Source organism: Brevundimonas sp. 374 (assembly GCF_900102995.1).
Lineage (GTDB): Bacteria > Pseudomonadota > Alphaproteobacteria > Caulobacterales > Caulobacteraceae > Brevundimonas > Brevundimonas vesicularis_C.
Map to the genome: position 1 here is coordinate 23,003 of NZ_FNKT01000006.1, position 17,366 is coordinate 40,368.

General features: G+C 65.7%; 18 protein-coding genes. 5 read left to right on the plus strand and 13 right to left on the minus strand.

Annotated features, from left to right (window positions below; genetic code table 11):
* Positions 1–61: 61 nt before the first annotated feature.
* Positions 62–778, minus strand: coding sequence for a YggS family pyridoxal phosphate-dependent enzyme (locus BLR19_RS13005; protein ID WP_091751830.1), 717 nt, complete (start codon positions 776–778; stop codon positions 62–64).
* Here BLR19_RS13005 and BLR19_RS13010 point away from each other — a divergent pair.
* Positions 777–1,421, plus strand: a complete 645-nt coding sequence (locus tag BLR19_RS13010; protein ID WP_218119425.1) for a thiamine phosphate synthase — start codon at positions 777–779, stop codon at positions 1,419–1,421. The two genes, BLR19_RS13005 and BLR19_RS13010, sit on opposite strands and share 2 nt — an antisense overlap.
* Before the next feature lie 10 nt (positions 1,422–1,431).
* Here the strand turns inward: BLR19_RS13010 and BLR19_RS13015 are convergent, their stop codons facing one another.
* Complete coding sequence (locus BLR19_RS13015) at positions 1,432–1,812, minus strand: NtrZ family periplasmic regulatory protein (protein ID WP_091751833.1); 381 nt, start codon at positions 1,810–1,812, stop codon at positions 1,432–1,434.
* A gap of 363 nt (positions 1,813–2,175) precedes the next feature.
* Here BLR19_RS13015 and BLR19_RS13020 point away from each other — a divergent pair, with 363 nt between their 5' ends.
* The 4 genes from BLR19_RS13020 to holA all read left to right on the plus strand — a co-directional run bounded on the left by BLR19_RS13020 (position 2,176) and on the right by holA (position 6,925).
* On the plus strand, positions 2,176–2,640 hold the full coding sequence (locus BLR19_RS13020) for a DUF3576 domain-containing protein (RefSeq protein ID WP_017505409.1): 465 nt from the start codon (positions 2,176–2,178) through the stop codon (positions 2,638–2,640).
* Positions 2,641–2,817: 177 nt separating this feature from the next.
* Positions 2,818–5,397, plus strand: a complete 2,580-nt coding sequence (leuS, locus tag BLR19_RS13025; protein WP_091752097.1) for a leucine--tRNA ligase — start codon at positions 2,818–2,820, stop codon at positions 5,395–5,397.
* Positions 5,397–5,876 carry an LPS assembly lipoprotein LptE gene (lptE, locus tag BLR19_RS13030; RefSeq protein WP_091751836.1) on the plus strand — a complete coding sequence of 160 codons (480 nt, stop codon included), beginning with the start codon at positions 5,397–5,399 and terminating at the stop codon, positions 5,874–5,876. Before leuS ends, lptE begins: the two co-directional genes overlap by 1 nt.
* The gene (gene holA, locus BLR19_RS13035; protein ID WP_066553619.1) at positions 5,873–6,925 is read left to right on the plus strand and encodes a DNA polymerase III subunit delta; all 1,053 of its coding nucleotides are present in this window, start codon (positions 5,873–5,875) and stop codon (positions 6,923–6,925) included. Before lptE ends, holA begins: the two co-directional genes overlap by 4 nt.
* Before the next feature lie 2 nt (positions 6,926–6,927).
* Here holA and BLR19_RS13040 read toward each other — a convergent pair whose 3' ends face one another.
* The 11 genes from BLR19_RS13040 to hemE all read right to left on the minus strand — a co-directional run bounded on the left by BLR19_RS13040 (position 6,928) and on the right by hemE (position 17,339).
* Positions 6,928–7,110, minus strand: a complete 183-nt coding sequence (locus BLR19_RS13040; RefSeq protein WP_091751839.1) for a hypothetical protein — start codon at positions 7,108–7,110, stop codon at positions 6,928–6,930.
* A 26-nt stretch (positions 7,111–7,136) separates the two neighbouring features.
* Positions 7,137–8,027, minus strand: coding sequence for a ParB/RepB/Spo0J family partition protein (locus BLR19_RS13045; RefSeq protein ID WP_091751842.1), 891 nt, complete (start codon positions 8,025–8,027; stop codon positions 7,137–7,139).
* 25 nt (positions 8,028–8,052) lie between these two features.
* Positions 8,053–8,871: a ParA family protein gene (locus BLR19_RS13050; RefSeq protein WP_039246649.1), complete on the minus strand. Its 819-nt coding sequence runs from the start codon at positions 8,869–8,871 to the stop codon at positions 8,053–8,055.
* The gene (rsmG, locus tag BLR19_RS13055; RefSeq protein WP_091751845.1) at positions 8,852–9,484 is read right to left on the minus strand and encodes a 16S rRNA (guanine(527)-N(7))-methyltransferase RsmG; all 633 of its coding nucleotides are present in this window, start codon (positions 9,482–9,484) and stop codon (positions 8,852–8,854) included. The genes BLR19_RS13050 and rsmG overlap by 20 nt, the downstream gene beginning before the upstream one ends.
* On the minus strand, positions 9,484–11,364 hold the full coding sequence (gene mnmG / locus BLR19_RS13060) for a tRNA uridine-5-carboxymethylaminomethyl(34) synthesis enzyme MnmG (protein ID WP_091751848.1): 1,881 nt from the start codon (positions 11,362–11,364) through the stop codon (positions 9,484–9,486). Before mnmG ends, rsmG begins: the two co-directional genes overlap by 1 nt.
* Before the next feature lie 102 nt (positions 11,365–11,466).
* Entirely contained in the window at positions 11,467–12,774 is a 1,308-nt protein-coding gene (gene mnmE, locus BLR19_RS13065; RefSeq protein WP_091751851.1) for a tRNA uridine-5-carboxymethylaminomethyl(34) synthesis GTPase MnmE, read from the minus strand.
* A gap of 36 nt (positions 12,775–12,810) precedes the next feature.
* The gene (locus BLR19_RS13070) at positions 12,811–13,035 is read right to left on the minus strand and encodes a DUF6489 family protein (RefSeq protein ID WP_091751854.1); all 225 of its coding nucleotides are present in this window, start codon (positions 13,033–13,035) and stop codon (positions 12,811–12,813) included.
* Between the two features lie 82 nt (positions 13,036–13,117).
* On the minus strand, positions 13,118–14,551 hold the full coding sequence (gene rho / locus BLR19_RS13075; protein ID WP_091751857.1) for a transcription termination factor Rho: 1,434 nt from the start codon (positions 14,549–14,551) through the stop codon (positions 13,118–13,120).
* Between the two features lie 207 nt (positions 14,552–14,758).
* Positions 14,759–15,226: a CopD family protein gene (locus BLR19_RS13080; RefSeq protein ID WP_091751860.1), complete on the minus strand. Its 468-nt coding sequence runs from the start codon at positions 15,224–15,226 to the stop codon at positions 14,759–14,761.
* Positions 15,223–16,284: a ferrochelatase gene (gene hemH, locus BLR19_RS13085; protein WP_091751863.1), complete on the minus strand. Its 1,062-nt coding sequence runs from the start codon at positions 16,282–16,284 to the stop codon at positions 15,223–15,225. Before hemH ends, BLR19_RS13080 begins: the two co-directional genes overlap by 4 nt.
* A complete protein-coding gene (hemE, locus tag BLR19_RS13090) occupies positions 16,281–17,339 on the minus strand; it encodes a uroporphyrinogen decarboxylase (protein WP_091751866.1) in 1,059 nt (352 codons plus the stop codon). Before hemE ends, hemH begins: the two co-directional genes overlap by 4 nt.
* Between the last annotated feature and the right edge of the window lie 27 nt (positions 17,340–17,366).

A 17,366-nucleotide genomic window follows, 5' to 3' on the forward strand; every position in this document is an offset into this window, starting at 1 on the left:
CAGACAATGGCGAGGCTTGGCCCCCGCGCCAAGGCTTGGGGGTGCGAATATTCACATCGGGTTACGAGCTAGAGGGCGTTTCGGGTCGATTTCGTTCCCCGAACAAGGCCGTTCCGACCCTGACGTGCGTCGCGCCGCACCGGATGGCGGTCTCGTAGTCGCCGCTCATACCCATCGACAGGACCGACAAGCCGTTGCGTTCGGCCATGGCCCGCAACATCTGAAAATGCGGCTCTGCGTCCTGATCCGCCGGGGGAATGCACATCAGACCCTCGACCGTCAGCCCATAGGTGTCGCGGGCCGCTTCGATCAGGGCGTCGGCGGCATCGGGCAGGACCCCGGCCTTCTGGGGCTCCGCGCCCGTGTTCACCTGGACCAGGACGCGCGGCGATCGGCCGCGCTTTTCGCCCGCCTGCGCCAAGTCTCGCGCCAGTTTTTCACGGTCCAGGGTTTCGATCACGTCGAACAGGGCGACTGCATCCTCGGCCTTGTTGGTCTGCAACGGGCCTATCAGCCGCAGTTCCAGACCCGGCAGTTCCCCGCGACGGTCAGCCCAACGGCCCTGCGCCTCCTGCACCCGGTTCTCGCCGAAGATCCGCTGACCCGTCGCCAGTATGGCGTCGATGGCCTCGGGGGCTTGCGTCTTGGAGACGGCGGTCAGGGTCACATCCGCTGGATCCCGACCGGCTGCATGGCAGGCGGCGTCGATACGCGCCTGCACCTCGGCGACCCTTTCGGCGATGGACGGGGCGGAAAAAGCGGAGGAAGAAGAGGTCATGATCCTGCCGGCCGGTTACAGCGACGATGCGCGCGCGCTCTGGAACGCCGCGACCGCTCTAAACCGCGCCGCCGCCGCTGTCAGCCCGGCAGCCGCAGCCTTGCCGCCGATGCTGTTCTTCACCGACCCGGATCGCACGCCCAGACCGTGGGAGACGGCGGCGCGCCTGCCCGCCGGCTCGGCGGTGGTCTATCGCGCCTTTGGCGCCTCCAATGCCGTCGAGACGGGGCATCGGCTTCGGGATGCGACGGCCGGTCGGGACGTGAAATTGCTGGTTGGGCTGGACCCTGATCTGGCCGAGGCGATCGACGCCGACGGGCTACACCTGCCCGAACGGGCGGCGGACCAAGCAGCGCGCATCCGCTCGGACCGACCTGGCTGGATCCTGACGGCGGCCTGGCATGGCTCTTCGGCCGCGCCCGAAGACCTGAACGCCCTGATCCTGTCGCCGGTGTTTTCGGCGGGCGGCGCGTCCGCCGGTAAAGCCGCATTGGGCGTCACTGCATTCGAACAGCATGTGAAAGCCGCCGGCCTGCCGGTCTATGCGCTGGGCGGCGTCACGCCAGAGAACGCCGCAACGCTTGCACGCACAGGCGCATGCGGCTTAGCAGCGGTGAATGCGATTCAGTCAGCGTTTCGCTGACCGGTCGAAATCAGAACTTGAAGATGGTTTCCAGACGGACGCGGGGCTGGGCCCGGCCGTTGGTTTCGGGCGCGCGGGCCGGATCGGCTTCCGGCGAGCTGACGGCGGCGGCGGCGCCCACACGCAGACGGTCGTTCAGGCGGTAATAGGCGCCGGCCTCGACATCACCCCAGTCGGTCTCGCGACCCACGGGCTGATTCAGGTTGAAATCCAGACCCCAGCGGCCACGGTCGTTGAGGCGCAGACCGCGACGCTGCGGCGCCGGCGCGTTGCGCTGCGCCGCCTGGGCCTCCGAAAGGGAAACGGTGGATGTGCTTTGGGCGAGCGCCGACGTCGACGCTGCCATCGCCGTCGTCGCCACCATCACAGCCAGGAAACCACCGAACCGCATACCAAATCCTTCGAACCCCGCCATGAGGCGGCGTTTCAACCCTGAACCGACCTTATATGGTCGTGAGCCCCGCGATTAGACACCGGGTGTCTACGCGGTCAACGCAATGAGCCGGCGATAACAAGGTTCCCGCACATTGTTGTCGGCGTATGTGTCTCAAGCGTCACGGGATTCAGGCGGATTCCGGCGAAATCTCACATGCCCTTCACAAAACACCGCGACGTGCGATGCGACGGGAACCGACTTCGCCTTGTCATCGCCCCTTTTCGCCGTGTTATAGAGCCTGGCAGTCGGCATTTCTCATGCCGTGCGCGCGTGCGGGCGAGGGCTCTCACGTCCCTGAGTTTACGGAGACTTCTCTTGATGAGCCTCAACAAGGCCCTGGTTCGGAACGTCGCGGTCGTGCTGGTCTCGGGCGTGGCCCTGGGCGCGTCCCTGTCGGCCTGCTCGAGCATTCCCTTCGTCGGCGGCAAGAAGTCTGCGCCCAAGACGAACGTGCAACAGGGCATCGGCGTCAACGCCTTCCTGTGGCGCGCCTCGCTCGACACCCTCAGCTTCATGCCGCTGCTGACCGCCGATCCGTGGGGCGGCGTCATCAACTATGACTGGTACATCAACCCCCAGACGCCGAACGAGCGCTTCAAGGCGACCGTCTTCATCTTGGACACCCGTCTGCGCGCCGACGCGCTGAACGTCACGGTGACCAAGGAAGTGAAGGGCGCCGATGGTCAGTGGACCGCCGCCCCGGTTGCCGCCCAGACCGAGGCCGATCTGGAAAACGCCATCCTGACCAAGGCGCGCCAGCTGAACCTGTCGAACGCCGGCTAAAGCCGACGCTCGCTTTATTTCTAGGCGCTACCGCCCTTTGGGCTACTTGAGCGCCTACTGGTTTAGTTTCGTCAGACCTGCTGGGAACGCCGAAACGCATTACTTCTTGGGCGCTGTCGTCCTTCGGGCTAGTTGAGCCGGGAGGGCGTCAGCGCCCTTTCGACTTTCAGGACGACCGTGGCCCGTTACGAACCCAAGACCGCCGAACCCCGCCAGCAGGCCCGATGGGCCGAGGCTTCCGCCTTCGTCACGAAGGACACCGGCCGGCCGAAATATTACGTGCTCGAGATGTTCCCCTATCCGTCGGGCAACATCCACATGGGTCACGCCCGCAACTATGTGATGGGCGACGTGGTGGCGCGGTCCAAGCGCGCGCAAGGGTACGATGTTCTGCACCCGATGGGCTGGGATGCCTTCGGCATGCCGGCCGAAAACGCGGCCATGGAGCGCGGCATCCATCCCAAGGGCTGGACCTATTCCAACATCGCCAACATGCGCGAGCAGCTGAAGCTGCTGGGTCTGTCGCTGGATTGGTCGCGCGAGTTCGCCACCTGCGACCCGGAATACTACGGCAAGCAGCAGGCCTGGTTCTTGGAGCTGTATCGGCGCGGTCTGGTTTATCGCAAGGATGCGGTGGTCAACTGGGATCCCGTCGACAACACGGTCCTCGCCAACGAACAGGTGATCGATGGACGCGGCTGGCGCTCGGGCGCCTTGGTCGAGAAGCGCAAGCTGAACCAGTGGTTCCTGCGCATCACCGACTATGCGGACGACCTGATCGACGGCCTGAAGACCCTGGACCGCTGGCCGGAAAAGGTTCGGCTGATGCAGGAGAACTGGATCGGCAAGTCCAAGGGCGCGACCCTGTGGTGGGACATCGCCGAGGCGCCGGCCTTCCTGCCCGCCTCCCCCGAGGGCGAACCCAATCACGCCCGCGATCCGATCGAGGTCTACACCACCCGCCCCGACACCCTGTTCGGGGCCAGCTTCCTGGCCCTGGCGCCCGACCATCCCCTGACAAAGGCCATCGCCGAACACCGACCGGACGTGGCGGAGTTCATCAAGGCCTGTGCTCAGACGGGCACCAGCGAAGCCGAGATCGAAAAGGCCGAGAAGCTGGGCGTGGATCTGGGCGTTCGCGTCCGCCACCCCTTCGATCCGGACAAGACCCTGCCGGTCTGGGCCGCCAACTTCGTGCTGTCGACCTATGGTTCGGGCGCCATCTTCGGGTGCCCGGCCCATGACCAGCGCGACCTCGACTTCGCCCGCAAATACGATCTGCCGGTGACGCCTGTGGTCAAGCCCGACGACGCCGACACGGTCGAGATCGGAACCGAGGCCTATGTCGGCCCCGGCCGCATCTTCAACTCCGACTTCCTTAACGGCATGGACGTCGAGGCCGCCAAGGCCGCCGCGATCGCCAAGGTGGAGGCCGCAGGCCAGGGCCGCGCCGAGACCATCTATCGCCTGCGCGACTGGGGTGTTTCGCGCCAACGGTATTGGGGTTGCCCGATCCCGATCATCCACTGCCCGTCCTGCGGCGTCGTCGAGGTGCCCGCCGATCAGTTGCCGGTGGTCCTGCCCGATGATGTGACCTTCGACGTGCCGGGCAATCCTTTGGCGCGTCACGCGACCTGGAAGCACGTCAAATGCCCGTCGTGCGGCGCGGATGCTACGCGCGAGACCGACACGCTCGACACCTTCGTCGATTCCAGCTGGTATTTCGCCCGCTTTACCGATCCGACGGCCGAGGCCCCCATCGATAAGGCCGCCGCCGACCGTTGGCTGGCCGTCGATCAGTATATCGGCGGGGTCGAGCACGCGGTCCTGCACCTGCTGTACGCCCGCTTCATCACCCGCGCCCTGTCCGACGCCGGCATGCTGTCGGTAAAGGAGCCGTTCGCCGGCCTGTTCACCCAGGGCATGGTTGTCCACGAAACTTATCGCCGCGCCGACGGCGCCTGGGTCGAGCCGACCGACGTGGAGCTCAAGAACGACAACGGCATCCGCTCGGCCCGCCAGCTTTCGACCGGCGAGACCCTGGTCATCGGCGACATCGAGAAGATGTCCAAGTCCAAGAAGAACGTCGTCGCTCCGGCCGAAATCCTGGAAAGCCACGGCGTGGACGCCGGTCGCCTGTTCGTCCTGTCCGACAGCCCGCCCGAGCGGGACGTGCAATGGACCCCTGGCGGCGTGGAGGGCGCCAGCCGCTTCGTCCAGCGCGCCTGGACCCTGTTCGACACCTATGACGCCGGTTTCGCCGGCGAGGACAAGGCCAACGCCGACCTGCTGCGCGAGACGCACAAGGCCATCAAGGCCGTGTCCGAAGGGGTCGAAGGCTTCCGCTTTAACTCGGCCATCGCCAAGCTCTACGCCTTCGTCGCCACCATTCGCGACACCGCACAGGCTGGCGGCGACGCCAAGCGTCAGGCCCTGTCGGCGCTGGCCCGTCTGATCGCCCCCTTCACCCCGCACCTGGCCGAAGAGGCCTGGACGCGCCTGGGGGAAGACGGGATGGTTCTGGACGCGCCGTGGCCCGTGTGGGACGCTGCGCTCGCGGCCGACGATGAGGTGGTTCTACCCATCCAGATCAACGGCAAGCGTCGCGCGGAAATCCGCGTGCCGCGCGGCATGGAGCCGTCCGAGGTCGAAGCCCTGGTCCTGGCCGACGAAACGGTCAAGGCGCGGCTGGAGGGTTTGAGTGTGAAGAAGATCGTCGTGGTCAAGGACCGCATCGTCAATCTGGTGGCCGGCTGATGCGTATTGCGGCGGCTTGCGCGGTTCTCGCGTCTCTGGCGGTTTCCGCCTGCGGCTTCACGCCCATGTACGCCGAGCCGGCCGTGGGTTCTTCCCTGCGCCGGATCGCCGTCACGACCCAGGATGACCGCCTTGGCTATCGCCTGCGCGAGCAGCTGGAAGACGTCCTCGCCTGGGATCGCGGCGCGACGCCGCTGTATCGTCTGACGACAGAGGTCCAGCAGAACCGCCGCTCGCTGGGTCGCCGCATCGACGACACCGCCACCCGCTATGAGCTGACGGTCAAGGCGACCTGGACCCTGACCCCGGCCGCCGGGGGAACGCCTGTCAGCGGCACGGAAACGGTCACCACGACCTACGCCACCGCCGACCAGCCTTATGCCGCCATCGCCGCCCAGCAGGACGGCGAGGAGCGCGCCGCGGCCGAACTGGCTCGCCTGATCCGACTGGATCTTATGCAGGCGCTGTCGAACCCGTGATCTTGGCCAAACGCCCCGAGATCGATCGCTTCCTGAAGGCGCCCGATCCGGCGATCCGGGCGGCGGTGATCCACGGCAAGGACCGGTCGGGCGTCGCCGAGCGGGCCGAGGTGTTGTGCAAAACGGTCACGCCCGACCTGAACGACCCCTTCAACGTCACCGTCCTGACCGACAGCGACATCGATGGCGATGAAACGAAGCTGGAAGAAGCGCTGACGGCCATGTCCCTGATGGGCGGCCGTCGTCTGGTGCGCATCCGTCTGTCGGCGCTGAAGCCCGGCGTGGACAAGGCTGTCGCAGCCGCGCTGAAGATCCACGCCGACGGCGGCTACAATCCCGACGCCATGATGGTGGTCGAGGCCGACCAGCTGGGCCGCGAATCCGCGCTCAGAAAGGCGGCCGAGAAGGAAAACGGCGCGGTCGGCATCGTCTGCTACGAGGACGAAACCGGCGATGTCGCCCGCATGGTCCGTGAAGCCCTGGCCGCCGACAAGGTGGGCCTGACCTCCGACGCCCTGGACCGTTTCGTCGCCCGCCTGCCGCGCGAGCGGGGCTTGATGCGGCAGGAGATCGAGCGACTGGCCCTGTTCATCGGCCCCGGCTCCGGCAAGACTCTGGATATGGACGCGCTCGAGCACCATCTGGGCGTCGAGCCGGACGCCTCCCTGTCGGATGCGGCGCTTCAGGCTTTCGGCGCGCGTCCCGGCCCGGCGCAGGCGGGGCTCAGGCGCGCCTTCGCCGAGGGCGAATCGTCGGTGCTCGCCGTTCGCTCCGCCGCGATCCATCTCGGAAAGCTACGCCGGATCAACATCTTGCAGGCCAACGGCGCAAACGCCAAGGAGGCCGCAAAGGCCGCCGGCGTCTTCTGGAAACAGGAGGCGGAAATGCTGCGTCAGGCGCGATCTTGGCGGCTCGAAGCCCTGGACGAAGTCTTGGACAGCATCAACACGGCCGATGTCGCCACCAAGACGACCGGAATGCCGGACCAACTGATCGCCGAACGCCTGCTGCTGGAAATCGCTGGTCGCGCCAGACGGCTGGGGCTGTAGCCCTAGCCGCGCTTGGACGCCTTGCGGAAGGCGGGCTGGGCCATGGCGACGTTGCGCGCCGACACAGCCTTCTCTTCGGCCTTGGCGCCCGGTTGGGCGTTGAACCCATGGCCCGCCTTGGCCTTCTTGGCGGCGAGCGCCTGTTTCAGCTTTTCGGCGGCGGTGGGTGTCGTGTCTTGAGTCATATCGACACCCTAGCACAGTCCGCCGCTCAGCCGCGCATCAAACGGCGGCACAGGTCGTCGAGCTGCTCCAGCGAGCCGTAGCCGATCGTCAGTTCACCCTTACCGCCCTTGTCCGACAACTGCACCTTCAGGCCCAGCGCGTCGGCCAGATCCTGCTGAAGGGCGGCGACATCGGCCGCCCCCTCCCCGCTTCCGGCCGCCGGCGCCGACTTGGCCTTCGTCGGCTTCGGCCCCTCGACCGCGCGGCGCGCCAGGGCCTCGGTCTCACGAACGCTCAGACCATCCACGAAGGCGATGTCCGCCAACTGGCCCGGATCGGGTGTGTTGATCAGCGCCCGGGCGTGACCCGCAGACAGCTTGCCCTCGCGCACATAGAACAGCACCCGCTCAGGCAGTTGCAGCAGGCGCATGGTGTTGGCCACATGGCTGCGGCTCTTGCCGACCACGCCCGCCACCGCATCCTGCGTCCGCCCGAAGCGCTCCATCAGCACGCGGTAGGCTTCGGCCTCTTCCAGAGGATTCAGGTCCGCGCGCTGGACGTTCTCGACGATGGCGACCTCGAACACCTCGACGTCGTCCATTTCGTGGACCACGATCGGCACTTCGGTCAGGCGCGCCGCCTGTGACGCGCGCCAGCGGCGTTCGCCGGCGATGATCTGCCAGACGCCGTCCTCACCCGGTTGGGTCCGCACCAGGATCGGCTGTAGCACGCCCTTGTCGCGGATCGAGGCGGTCAGCTCCTCCAGATCCTCCTGGCGGAAGGTCTTGCGCGGCTGGTCCGGATTGGGCTTCAGGCTTTCGATCGGCACGCGTTGCACGCCGGCGGGCACGGGCGCGTCGGATGCGACCGGAGCCTCGGCGTCCTGTCCCATTAACGCCGACAGGCCGCGGCCCAGACCTCTTTGTCGTTCAGCCAAGATACTGTTCCGTTTCCAATAGATTTCAGGCGGCCAGCTTCAGCCGCTGGCGTTCGCGCTTCACCACTTCCTTGGCCAGCCGTAGATAGGCCTGGCTGCCGGCGCACTTCAGGTCATAGATCAGCGCGGGCTTGCCGAACGACGGCGCCTCGGCGACGCGGACGTTACGCGGGATCACGCTCTCATAGACCTTGTCGCCGAAGTGGGCCCGGACGTCGTTCGCCACCTGTCCCGACAGGGCGCTACGACGGTCGAACATGGTCAGAACCAGGCCCTGGATTTCCAGCGATGGATTGAGGCTGTGCTTGACCATATCGATGGTGCGCATCAGCTGGCTCAGGCCTTCCAGGGCGAAGAACTCGCATTGCAGCGGCACCAGCACCGCATCCGCCGCCGCCATCGCATTCAAAGTCAGCAAGTTCAGCGACGGGGGGCAGTCGATCAGCACATAGTCATACGCGGTAGGGCCATCGTCGTGGGCGCGCAGGGCGTCGCGCAGCCGATAGGACCGGCGATCCGCCTGGCTGAGTTCGATCTCGACGCCCGACATGTCGGCGTCGGCGGGCACGATCCACAGACCCGGCACCGTCGTCTGCACCGAGGCATCGGCGATGGAGCGCTGATCCACCACGACGTCGTAGATGGTGACGCGCCGTGTTTCACGTGGAACACCCAGACCCGTCGAGGCATTACCCTGCGGGTCCATATCCACGATCAGCACGCGCTCGCCGATGGCGGCCAGGGCGGTGCCGAGGTTGATCGCCGTCGTCGTCTTGCCGACCCCGCCCTTCTGGTTGGACACGGCGAGGACGCGGGCGGGCTTTCTAGCGCGTTGAGCGGGCACGGCGGAGGCTCCGGATTGTCACGATGCGGCCGCGCACGTCGCTTTGCGACGGGGCCAGTTCAGCCTCGAAATGCCAGGATTTCCGCGCTTCGATCAACTCGGATTCGGCACGTTCCCCTTTCAGGAACAGACCTTGTGCACCTCTTTGGAAGTAGGGCTGTGCATAACCCAGCAGTTTCTCCATGGGTGCCACGGCACGTGCGGTGACGATGTCACACGTCACAGACTGCGCCTCAGCCCGGCCGACGATGACCGTCGCCGGCAAGGACAGCGCATCCACCACCTCCTGAAGAAACCGGCAGCGCTTTGCCAAGCTGTCGATCAGCCAGACATGCGCCCCTTCCCGCCCCTTCAGCATGATGGAAAGAACCAGTCCGGGAAAGCCGGCCCCTGCCCCCAGATCCGCCCAGGTCTTCGCGTCCGGCGCCAGATCAAGCAGTTGCGCACTATCCCAGACATGGCGGTTCCAGAAGTCCGGCAGACTGTCCGGTCCCACTAGATTCATCACCGCATTGGCCTCGACCAATCTCAGTCGAAAGGCTTCAAGATCGGCGATCTGTTCCGCTGACGCATTGGCGCGTGCACGGAACGCCTTTTGTTCAGCCTCCAACATCAAGCTGCGACCGACGCCTTGGGTGCGCGCTTCACATAGGCCAAAAGCGCCGTCAAAGCGCCGGGTGTCATGCCCTCGATCCGACCGGCTTGGCCCAAGGTGCGCGGTTGGACGCGCGCCAGCTTTTCCTTCACCTCGTTCGACAGACCGCCAACGGCGCCATAGTCGAGATCGGTCGGAAGCATCAGCCCCTCTTCCGCCCTCAGCGCATCCGCATCCTGCGACTGTCGATCCAGATAGTTGGCATAGGCGGCGTCGATCTGGACCTGCTCGTGGACGTCATCGGTCCAATCGGCGATGACGGGCACTGCCGAGATGAAATGCTCCAAGGTCACATCGGGGAAAGCCAGCAGTTCGCGCATCGAGCGCCGACGACCATCAGCATTGACCGAGATGCCTAGCGCGCCGGCCTCATTGGGCGTGAAAAGTGTTTCACGTGAAACAGTGCTGGCTGCCGCAAGCGCCGAAGCCTTCGCTTCAAAACGAATCCGCCGCTCCCCCCCGACAATGCCCAGCTCGATCGCAAGGGGTGTGATCCGGAGGTCGGCGTTGTCGGCTCGCAGCGTCAGCCGATATTCCGCCCGGCTGGTGAACATACGGTACGGTTCGGTAACGCCGCGCGTCACCAGGTCGTCGATCATGACGCCGATATAGGCCTGATCACGCCCCAGGATCACCGGCTCCTGGCCCGCCGCTGAACGCGCGGCGTTCAGTCCCGCCATCAGCCCCTGCGCCGCGGCCTCCTCATAGCCGGTCGTGCCGTTGATCTGTCCGGCGAGATATAGTCCCGGACGCTTCTTCACCTCCAGCGCGGCCGTCAGCTCGCGCGGGTCGACATAGTCGTATTCGATGGCGTAGCCGTATCGAAACACCTCGACCGCTTCCAATCCCGGGATGGTTCGCAGGAAGGCGAGCTGCGTCGGCTCCGACACCGAGGTTGAGATGCCGTTCGGATAGACCGTCGGATCGTCCAATCCTTCCGGCTCCAGGAAGATCTGATGGCTCGTCTTGTCGGCGAACCGAACGACCTTGTCTTCGATCGACGGACAATATCGCGGGCCCCGCCCCGACAGCTTGCCGCCATAGACGGCGCTCTCGCCGAGATTCTCAGCGATGATCCGATGGGTCTCCTCCGTCGTGTGGGTCACGCCGCAGGCGATCTGGGGCACGTCAATCCGGTCGGTCAGGAAGGAAAAGGCTGACGGCGCCTCGTCCGCCTGCTGCATTTCCAGACGCTCCCAGGCGATCGTCCGACCGTCGAGGCGTGCGGGCGTGCCTGTCTTCAGACGTCCCATCATCAGGTCGGCGGCATGAAGATCGGCGGCCAGACCCGTCGAGGGCTCCTCACCATGCCGCCCCGACGGGATGCGTTCATCGCCGCGATGGATGACGCCATTCAGGAAGGTGCCGGTCGTCAGGACGACCGCCCCAGCGCGAACCGTCTCTCCCGCGCCGGTCACGACGCCGACCACACGGTCGCCTTCAAGGACAAGCCGCTCGGCCGTCCCGGCCATCAGGGTCAGATTGGGCGTCCCTTGCAGTTCGGCCTGCATGGCCTCGCGATAGAGGCGTCGGTCGATCTGGCTGCGCGGGCCCCTGACGGCGGCGCCCTTGGATCGATTCAGGAGGCGGAATTGGATGCCTGACACATCGGCCAGCCGTCCCATCACGCCGTCCATTGCGTCGATCTCGCGAACGAGATGCCCCTTCCCCAGCCCCCCAATAGCCGGGTTGCACGACATCTCGCCAATCGTCTCCACCTTCTGGGTGAGCAAGACGGTGCGGGCGCCCGCCCGCGCGGACGCCGCCGCCGCTTCACAGCCGGCGTGGCCGCCGCCGATGACGACGACGTCGAATACGCGATCTGAGGGAGAAATCATCGCTGCCACATAGGGCAAAAAGGGTGTGATCGCCAGAGGCAGGCGAACCTCGTCACGCTGTGCCTCGCCTCTGTTTCACGTGAAACGCTGGTATGGCTAGACCTACTTTCCGATGCAGAAGGTCGAAAAGACTTCGCCCAGAATGTCCTCAACACCAATCGCACCTGTCACGCGCCCCAGAGCGTCGGCAGCCCGTCTCAGATCGTCGCCAGCCATTTCCGGCGCCACATTGAGCGCAGCCCGCGCCGCATCGACGCTTTCCAACGCCTCAAGCAAACGCAGCCGATGGCGCTCTTGCGTCACGGCAGGGAAGTCGGCGCCTGACAGGTCCCGGGCAAGACGGGCAGCAATCCATTCTCGAAGCTCAGCCAGGCCGGCACCGGTCACGGTGCTCACCGCTAAAGTCTCATACTCGTCATCGGCTGAGCCGGCGCCTAGGTCGGACTTGGTCGCCACGATCAGATCGCCATCCTTGACGTAGTTAGCAGCCACCCCGTCCGGATCACCCGGCGCGCGAACCCAGACACGCAAGTCGGCTTGTTCGGCGCGAAGCCGGGCGCGGCGCACGCCCTCGGCCTCGACGGGGTCGTCGCTGTCTCTCAAGCCTGCCGTATCCGACAAAGTCACGGCATAGCCCCCGATCACCAGATCGGCATCCAGCACATCCCGCGTGGTGCCGGCGATCGGCGTCACGATGGCCGCCTCACGTGCAACGAGCGCATTGAACAACGACGACTTGCCGGCGTTCGTCTCACCGATCAGGACGATGCGGTAACCATCCCTCACCCGTTCGCCACGCCGCCCCGTATCGACCGCGCGTCTCAGGTCGGCGCCGAGCCGGTCCAGCACAGGCCCCGCCGTACGGGCCAGATTGTCCGGGACCTCTTCATCCGGAAAATCGATCTCGGCCTCGACCAGAGCCAAGGCGTGAAGAAGATCACGGCGGAAGCAGGCATAGGTTTCGCTGAGCTTGCCATCCAACTGACCCAACGCCTGCTTGGCCTGGGCGCTGGTCTCCGCATCGATCAGATCGGCGACCGCCTCGGCCTGCGCCAAATCCATGCGGCCATTTTGAAACGCGCGGCGCGTGAATTCGCCGGGGTCCGCCGGGCGCAAGCCCAGTGCGATCAAGGCGCGACTGGCGGCCTCGATGACGGCACGACCGCCATGCAGATGCAGCTCGGCTGCGTCCTCACCCGTGTAACTGTTTGGCGCCACGAAACGCAGCACCAGCGCCTGATCGATGTGATCGCCGGCATGGCTGAGGTTGCGCACCGAAGCCATGCGCGGCGTTAAACGGGTCGCGCCCAGCGCCGTCAACGCGGCCTCTACGCCGGGGCCCGACAAACGGAGAACCGCGATGGCGCCTCGGCCGGGCGGCGTTGCCAAGGCGAATATGGTATCGATCATCAACTCAGACCGAGCGGCTCCGAACCGGGCGGATGCTCACTTTACCGCCGCTTCCATCAGGCGTCGGAACTGGTCCTGAGCTTGGAGGCCGAAGCTGGTCCAAGTCTTCATCAGTTCCTCGGGCTGCATGGCGGCGACATTGGCCTCCATCCACTTCTGCATCTCCGCGACCATGGCCTCGTTCAGCGGCGTCACGTCCGGCAGGCCGAGAAAGGCGCGCGCCTCCGCCGGCGTGCAATCGACTTCCACATTGACCTTCATCGCATGGCCTCCTGTTTCACGTGAAACGCCATTTCTACCCTAACGCCACGCGCCGCGCGCGTGGCTGCTTGAGGATGACGGATCAGGTGTTCATCGATTGGAAGAAGTCCGAGTTGTTCTTGGACTGACGCAGCTTGTCGAGCAGGAACTCGATCGCGTCCTGCGGACCCATCGGATTCAGGATGCGACGCAGGACGTAGGTCTTGGCCAGCTGATCCTTCGGTGTGATCAGATCTTCCTTGCGGGTGCCGGACTTCAGCACGTCGATGGCGGGGAAGATGCGCTTGTCGGCGACCTTGCGGTCCAGCACGATTTCCGAGTTGCCGGTGCCCTTGAACTCTTCGAAGATCACTTCGTCCATGCGGCTGCCGGTGTCGATCAGGGCCGTCGCGATGATGGTCAGAGAACCGCCCTGCTCCACGTTACGCGCAGCGCCGAAGAAGCGCTTGGGCCGTTGCAGGGCGTTGGCGTCGACACCGCCCGTCAGCACCTTGCCCGAGGAGGGGACGGTGGCGTTGTAGGCTCGGCCCAGACGCGTGATGGAGTCCAGCAGGATCACCACGTCCTTCTTGTGCTCGACCAGACGCTTGGCCTTTTCGATCACCATTTCGGCGACGGCGACGTGGCGGGTGGCAGGCTCGTCGAAGGTCGAGGCGACAACCTCGCCCTTCACCGTGCGCTGCATGTCCGTCACTTCTTCGGGGCGTTCGTCGATCAGCAGGACGATCAGGAAGACCTCCGGGTGGTTCCGCTCGATCGATTTGGCGATGTTCTGCAACATCACCGTCTTACCCACGCGCGGCGGCGCCACGATCAGGCAGCGTTGGCCCTTGCCCAGCGGCGCGACGATATCGATGACCCGGCCCGAGCGATCCTTCAACGTCGGATCCTGGATCTCCATGTGCAGTCGCTCTTCGGGATAGAGCGGCGTCAGGTTGTCGAACAGGACCTTGGTCTTAACCGCTTCGGGGTCTTCCAGATTGATCGTGTCGACCTTGAGCAGGGCGAAGTAGCGTTCGCCTTCGCGCGGCGCGCGCACGGCCCCATGGACAGTGTCGCCCGAGCGCAGGCCGAAGCGGCGGATCTGCGACGGCGAGACATAGACGTCGTCCGGACCCGGCAGATAGTTGGCGTCCGAGCTGCGCAGGAAGCCGAACCCGTCCGGCAGGATTTCCAGGACGCCGTCGGCGATGATCTCGACTTCTTCGTCGGCGAGGGCCTTCAGGATGGCGAACAGCAAATCCTGTTTGCGCAAGTTGGAGGCGTTCTCGACCTCCAGCTGTTCAGCGAAGGCGACCAGGTCGGCCGGTGTCTTCTCGTTCAGTTCGGCGAGCGTGATGCGGCCGTTGGCGACGACGGGCTCGCCGTCCTCTTCGTCGTCTGCCGTCGTGTCCACGCCAGAATCGGCGCCCGCCGCCTCGCCGGCTTCATGCGCCGCGCCGTGATGGGTGGGGGTTTCAACCTCCACGCCTTCGTTCTCGGGGGCGTCGGTATTGGTGTCGCGGATGTCGGTCATAATGCAGGCTCGCGGGCGCACGCGGCCAGACGGCTGCGGCGCGGGTCTCTGAAAATGTCTGGCCGGAAGGCCGAAGGGAGGTGCGACGGGCTCCCGCTGGCTCCAAGGCCTGCAGGCGTCACGAAAGAGAGGGACCGCCGGCGCGGGACGCCGAACGGTTCGCCGCCAGCGGAACCACAGGCGGCGGGTCAGGTCAAGCGGAGCCGCTTAACGGAACGTCCACTCGGTCGTCACCGACAGCACCATGATGATCGCCAGAACGAAGGGCACTTCATTGGTCATGCGCCAGAACTTGCTTGAATATTTCGACGTGCCGGCCGCGATCTTTTTCCTTTGGGCCGCCAGGAAGCCATGCCAACCGCTGAGCAGGAAGACGCCCGCCAGCTTGGCGATCATCCACGGCTCGCCCAAGAAGGCGGCGCCGCGCGCCGAGACGTCGATGTGGATCAGCCACAGCCCGAAGACCCAGGCCAGGATCATCGCCGGGTTCAGAATAATGCGCAGCAGTCGCGTCTGCCACAGGCGCAGCAGCGTCTGCATCTCGCTTTTCAGCGGTTCTGGCTTGGCGTTCTGCTCGGCGTCATAGGCGTAGAGCCGAGGCAAGAACAGCAGTCCCGCCATCCAGGCGATCACCGCCAGAATGTGCAGCCCGCGTGCGAGATCATAGGTGTTCACGCCGCCTGCCTTCCCTTACGATGCGGACAAGCCTTCCAGTCCGCCTTGCAGCCCTGGCCGAACGGCGCGACGCCCGCGTGGGATAGCGCGCCCACGGTCGCATCGGTCAAGGCGTCAATGAACAGCGGCTCGATCCCGACCGCCGGCGCCCGCAAATAGGGACTGGCCCCTTTTTCGTGGGCCAGTTCGCCATATTCGATATCCAGTTCGACCAGGGTCTCGATATGCTCCGAGACAAAGGCGATAGGCGTGACGACGACGCCGACGCCGTCTTTGGCCGCCGTTTCAATGGCTTCAGGCGTTGACGGGCCCAGCCATTTCATCGGCCCGACCCGGCTTTGGTAGCAGATGGCGTGGTCGATCGGTCCGCGCTGGGCCTCGATGGCGGCGACCACGGCGGCGACCGTCGTCTCGATCTGCTCCTGATAGGGATCGCCCTTGCCGGTCACCAGCTTCTCGGGGATGCCATGAGCGGAGAACAGCACCCGCACCGGCTGACCTACCGCCTCGTCGAGCTTCTCGCCGATCGCCTGGGCCTGGGCCTCAACCCAGCCTGTCGCGGCCGGATAGCAGCAGACGGCGCGGCTGACGCCCGGGCCGGCATAGGCGGCGTTCCAGGCCTTCAGCGAGGATTCCGTCGTCGTGGTCGAAAACTGCGGATAGAGCGGCAGCAGGACGACTTCGTCGGGTCCGAAGGCGGCGACCTCGGCCGCCGTCTCCTCGGTCAACGGATGCCAGTAGCGCATGGCGATGAAGACCTTGACCTCATCGCCGCCAAGCCGCGCGCCAAGCACCGCCTGCAAAGCCTCAGCTTGGCGACGGGTTTCGGGCAGCAGCGGCGATCCCCCGCCCATCAGGGCGTAGTTGGCCTGGGCGCTGGTTTCGCGCCGGCTGGAGATCAGTTTGGCCAGAGGCGTGCGCAAGATACCCGGAAGGCCGATGATGGCCGGATCGTTGAACAGGTTGAACAGGAACGGCTTGACCGAAGCCTGATCGTCCGGCCCGCCCAGATTGAACAACACCACCGCAATGCGGCGGCCGGGGGTCGCATCGCTCATTGGGCGCCGATCCGTCTCAGAACCTGTTCGACATGGTCGATCGGCACGTCCGGCAGGATGCCGTGGCCCAGGTTGAAGAGCCAGGGTCCCTGCCCCCACGCCTCCATCAGTTGATCGACGCGTCGGTCCAGCAGATCGCCGCCGACGCGCAGCAACAGCGGGTCGAGCGCCCCCTGGATCGGCTTGATTTGCTGCACGCGTTTTCCGACCTCGAGCGGGCAGGCGGTGTCCAGGGCGACGGCGTCGACTTCGACCGCCTCGGCATACTGCTCTGCGAGCGCCGCAGAGCCCCGTGGGAAGCCGATGAGGGGTACAGTGACCCCCAGCTCCCGCGTGCGCTTCACCAGCGCCTGGTGGGGCTTCAAGACCAATCTTTCGAACAGATCATCCGGCAGACCCTCGGCCCAGCTCTCGAAGATCTTCAGAACCTGGGCGCCGGCGTCGGCCTGCATCTTCAGATATCGGGCCGTGGCCTCGACCAGAACCTCCAGCGTCTCATCGACGCGCTCGGGATCGGCATAGGCGTAGGTGCGGGCCTGGGCGCGTTCACCCTTGCCGATGGTGCGCGCCTGGCCGTCCAGCATATAGGTCGCCACGGTCCAGGGCGCGCCTGCGAAGCCGATCAGGGCGCGTTCCGGCTCCAGGGCCGCGCGCACGATCGACAGGGTCTCACCCACCGCCGACAGATGCTCGCCCGCCGCCGGGGCGAGCTCGGCCATCCGACCCGGAATCGGCATTTCGCCCAGACGCGGCCCCTCCCCCGTCTCGAACCAGACGTCCTGGCCCAGGGCTCGCGGGATCAGCAAAATGTCGGCGAAGACGATCGCCGCATCGAAGCCGAACCGGCGCATCGGCTGAAGCGTCGCCTCGGCGGCCATTTCAGGGTTCAGACAGAAGGCGATGAAGTCGGGCGCCTCGGCCCTCAGCTTGCGATATTCCGGCAGATACCGACCGGCCTGGCGCATGAACCACACCGGCGGACGCTCCAGCGTCTCCCCGCGGAGAGCCCGGAGCACCAAGGGTGTCGGATCGGCATTCTGGGTCTGATCGGTCATCCCGGAGGATTAAGGTCACAGCCCCCC

Excerpts from the sequence above, each read along its gene's own strand:
- BLR19_RS13070 (WP_091751854.1), bottom strand. The coding sequence starts at position 13,035 with ATGAAGGTCAATGTGGAAGTCGATTGCACGCCGGCGGAGGCGCGCGCC.
- mnmG (WP_091751848.1), bottom strand. The coding sequence starts at position 11,364 with ATGATTTCTCCCTCAGATCGCGTATTCGACGTCGTCGTCATCGGCGGC.
- BLR19_RS13010 (WP_218119425.1), top strand. The coding sequence starts at position 777 with ATGATCCTGCCGGCCGGTTACAGCGACGATGCGCGCGCGCTCTGGAAC.
- hemE (WP_091751866.1), bottom strand. The coding sequence starts at position 17,339 with ATGACCGATCAGACCCAGAATGCCGATCCGACACCCTTGGTGCTCCGG.
- rho (WP_091751857.1), bottom strand. The coding sequence starts at position 14,551 with ATGACCGACATCCGCGACACCAATACCGACGCCCCCGAGAACGAAGGC.
- BLR19_RS13015 (WP_091751833.1), bottom strand. The coding sequence starts at position 1,812 with ATGCGGTTCGGTGGTTTCCTGGCTGTGATGGTGGCGACGACGGCGATG.
- lptE (WP_091751836.1), top strand. The coding sequence starts at position 5,397 with ATGCGTATTGCGGCGGCTTGCGCGGTTCTCGCGTCTCTGGCGGTTTCC.
- hemH (WP_091751863.1), bottom strand. The coding sequence starts at position 16,284 with ATGAGCGATGCGACCCCCGGCCGCCGCATTGCGGTGGTGTTGTTCAAT.
- BLR19_RS13040 (WP_091751839.1), bottom strand. The coding sequence starts at position 7,110 with ATGACTCAAGACACGACACCCACCGCCGCCGAAAAGCTGAAACAGGCG.
- mnmE (WP_091751851.1), bottom strand. The coding sequence starts at position 12,774 with ATGATCGATACCATATTCGCCTTGGCAACGCCGCCCGGCCGAGGCGCC.
- BLR19_RS13020 (WP_017505409.1), top strand. The coding sequence starts at position 2,176 with ATGAGCCTCAACAAGGCCCTGGTTCGGAACGTCGCGGTCGTGCTGGTC.
- BLR19_RS13005 (WP_091751830.1), bottom strand. The coding sequence starts at position 778 with ATGACCTCTTCTTCCTCCGCTTTTTCCGCCCCGTCCATCGCCGAAAGG.
- rsmG (WP_091751845.1), bottom strand. The coding sequence starts at position 9,484 with ATGTTGGAGGCTGAACAAAAGGCGTTCCGTGCACGCGCCAATGCGTCA.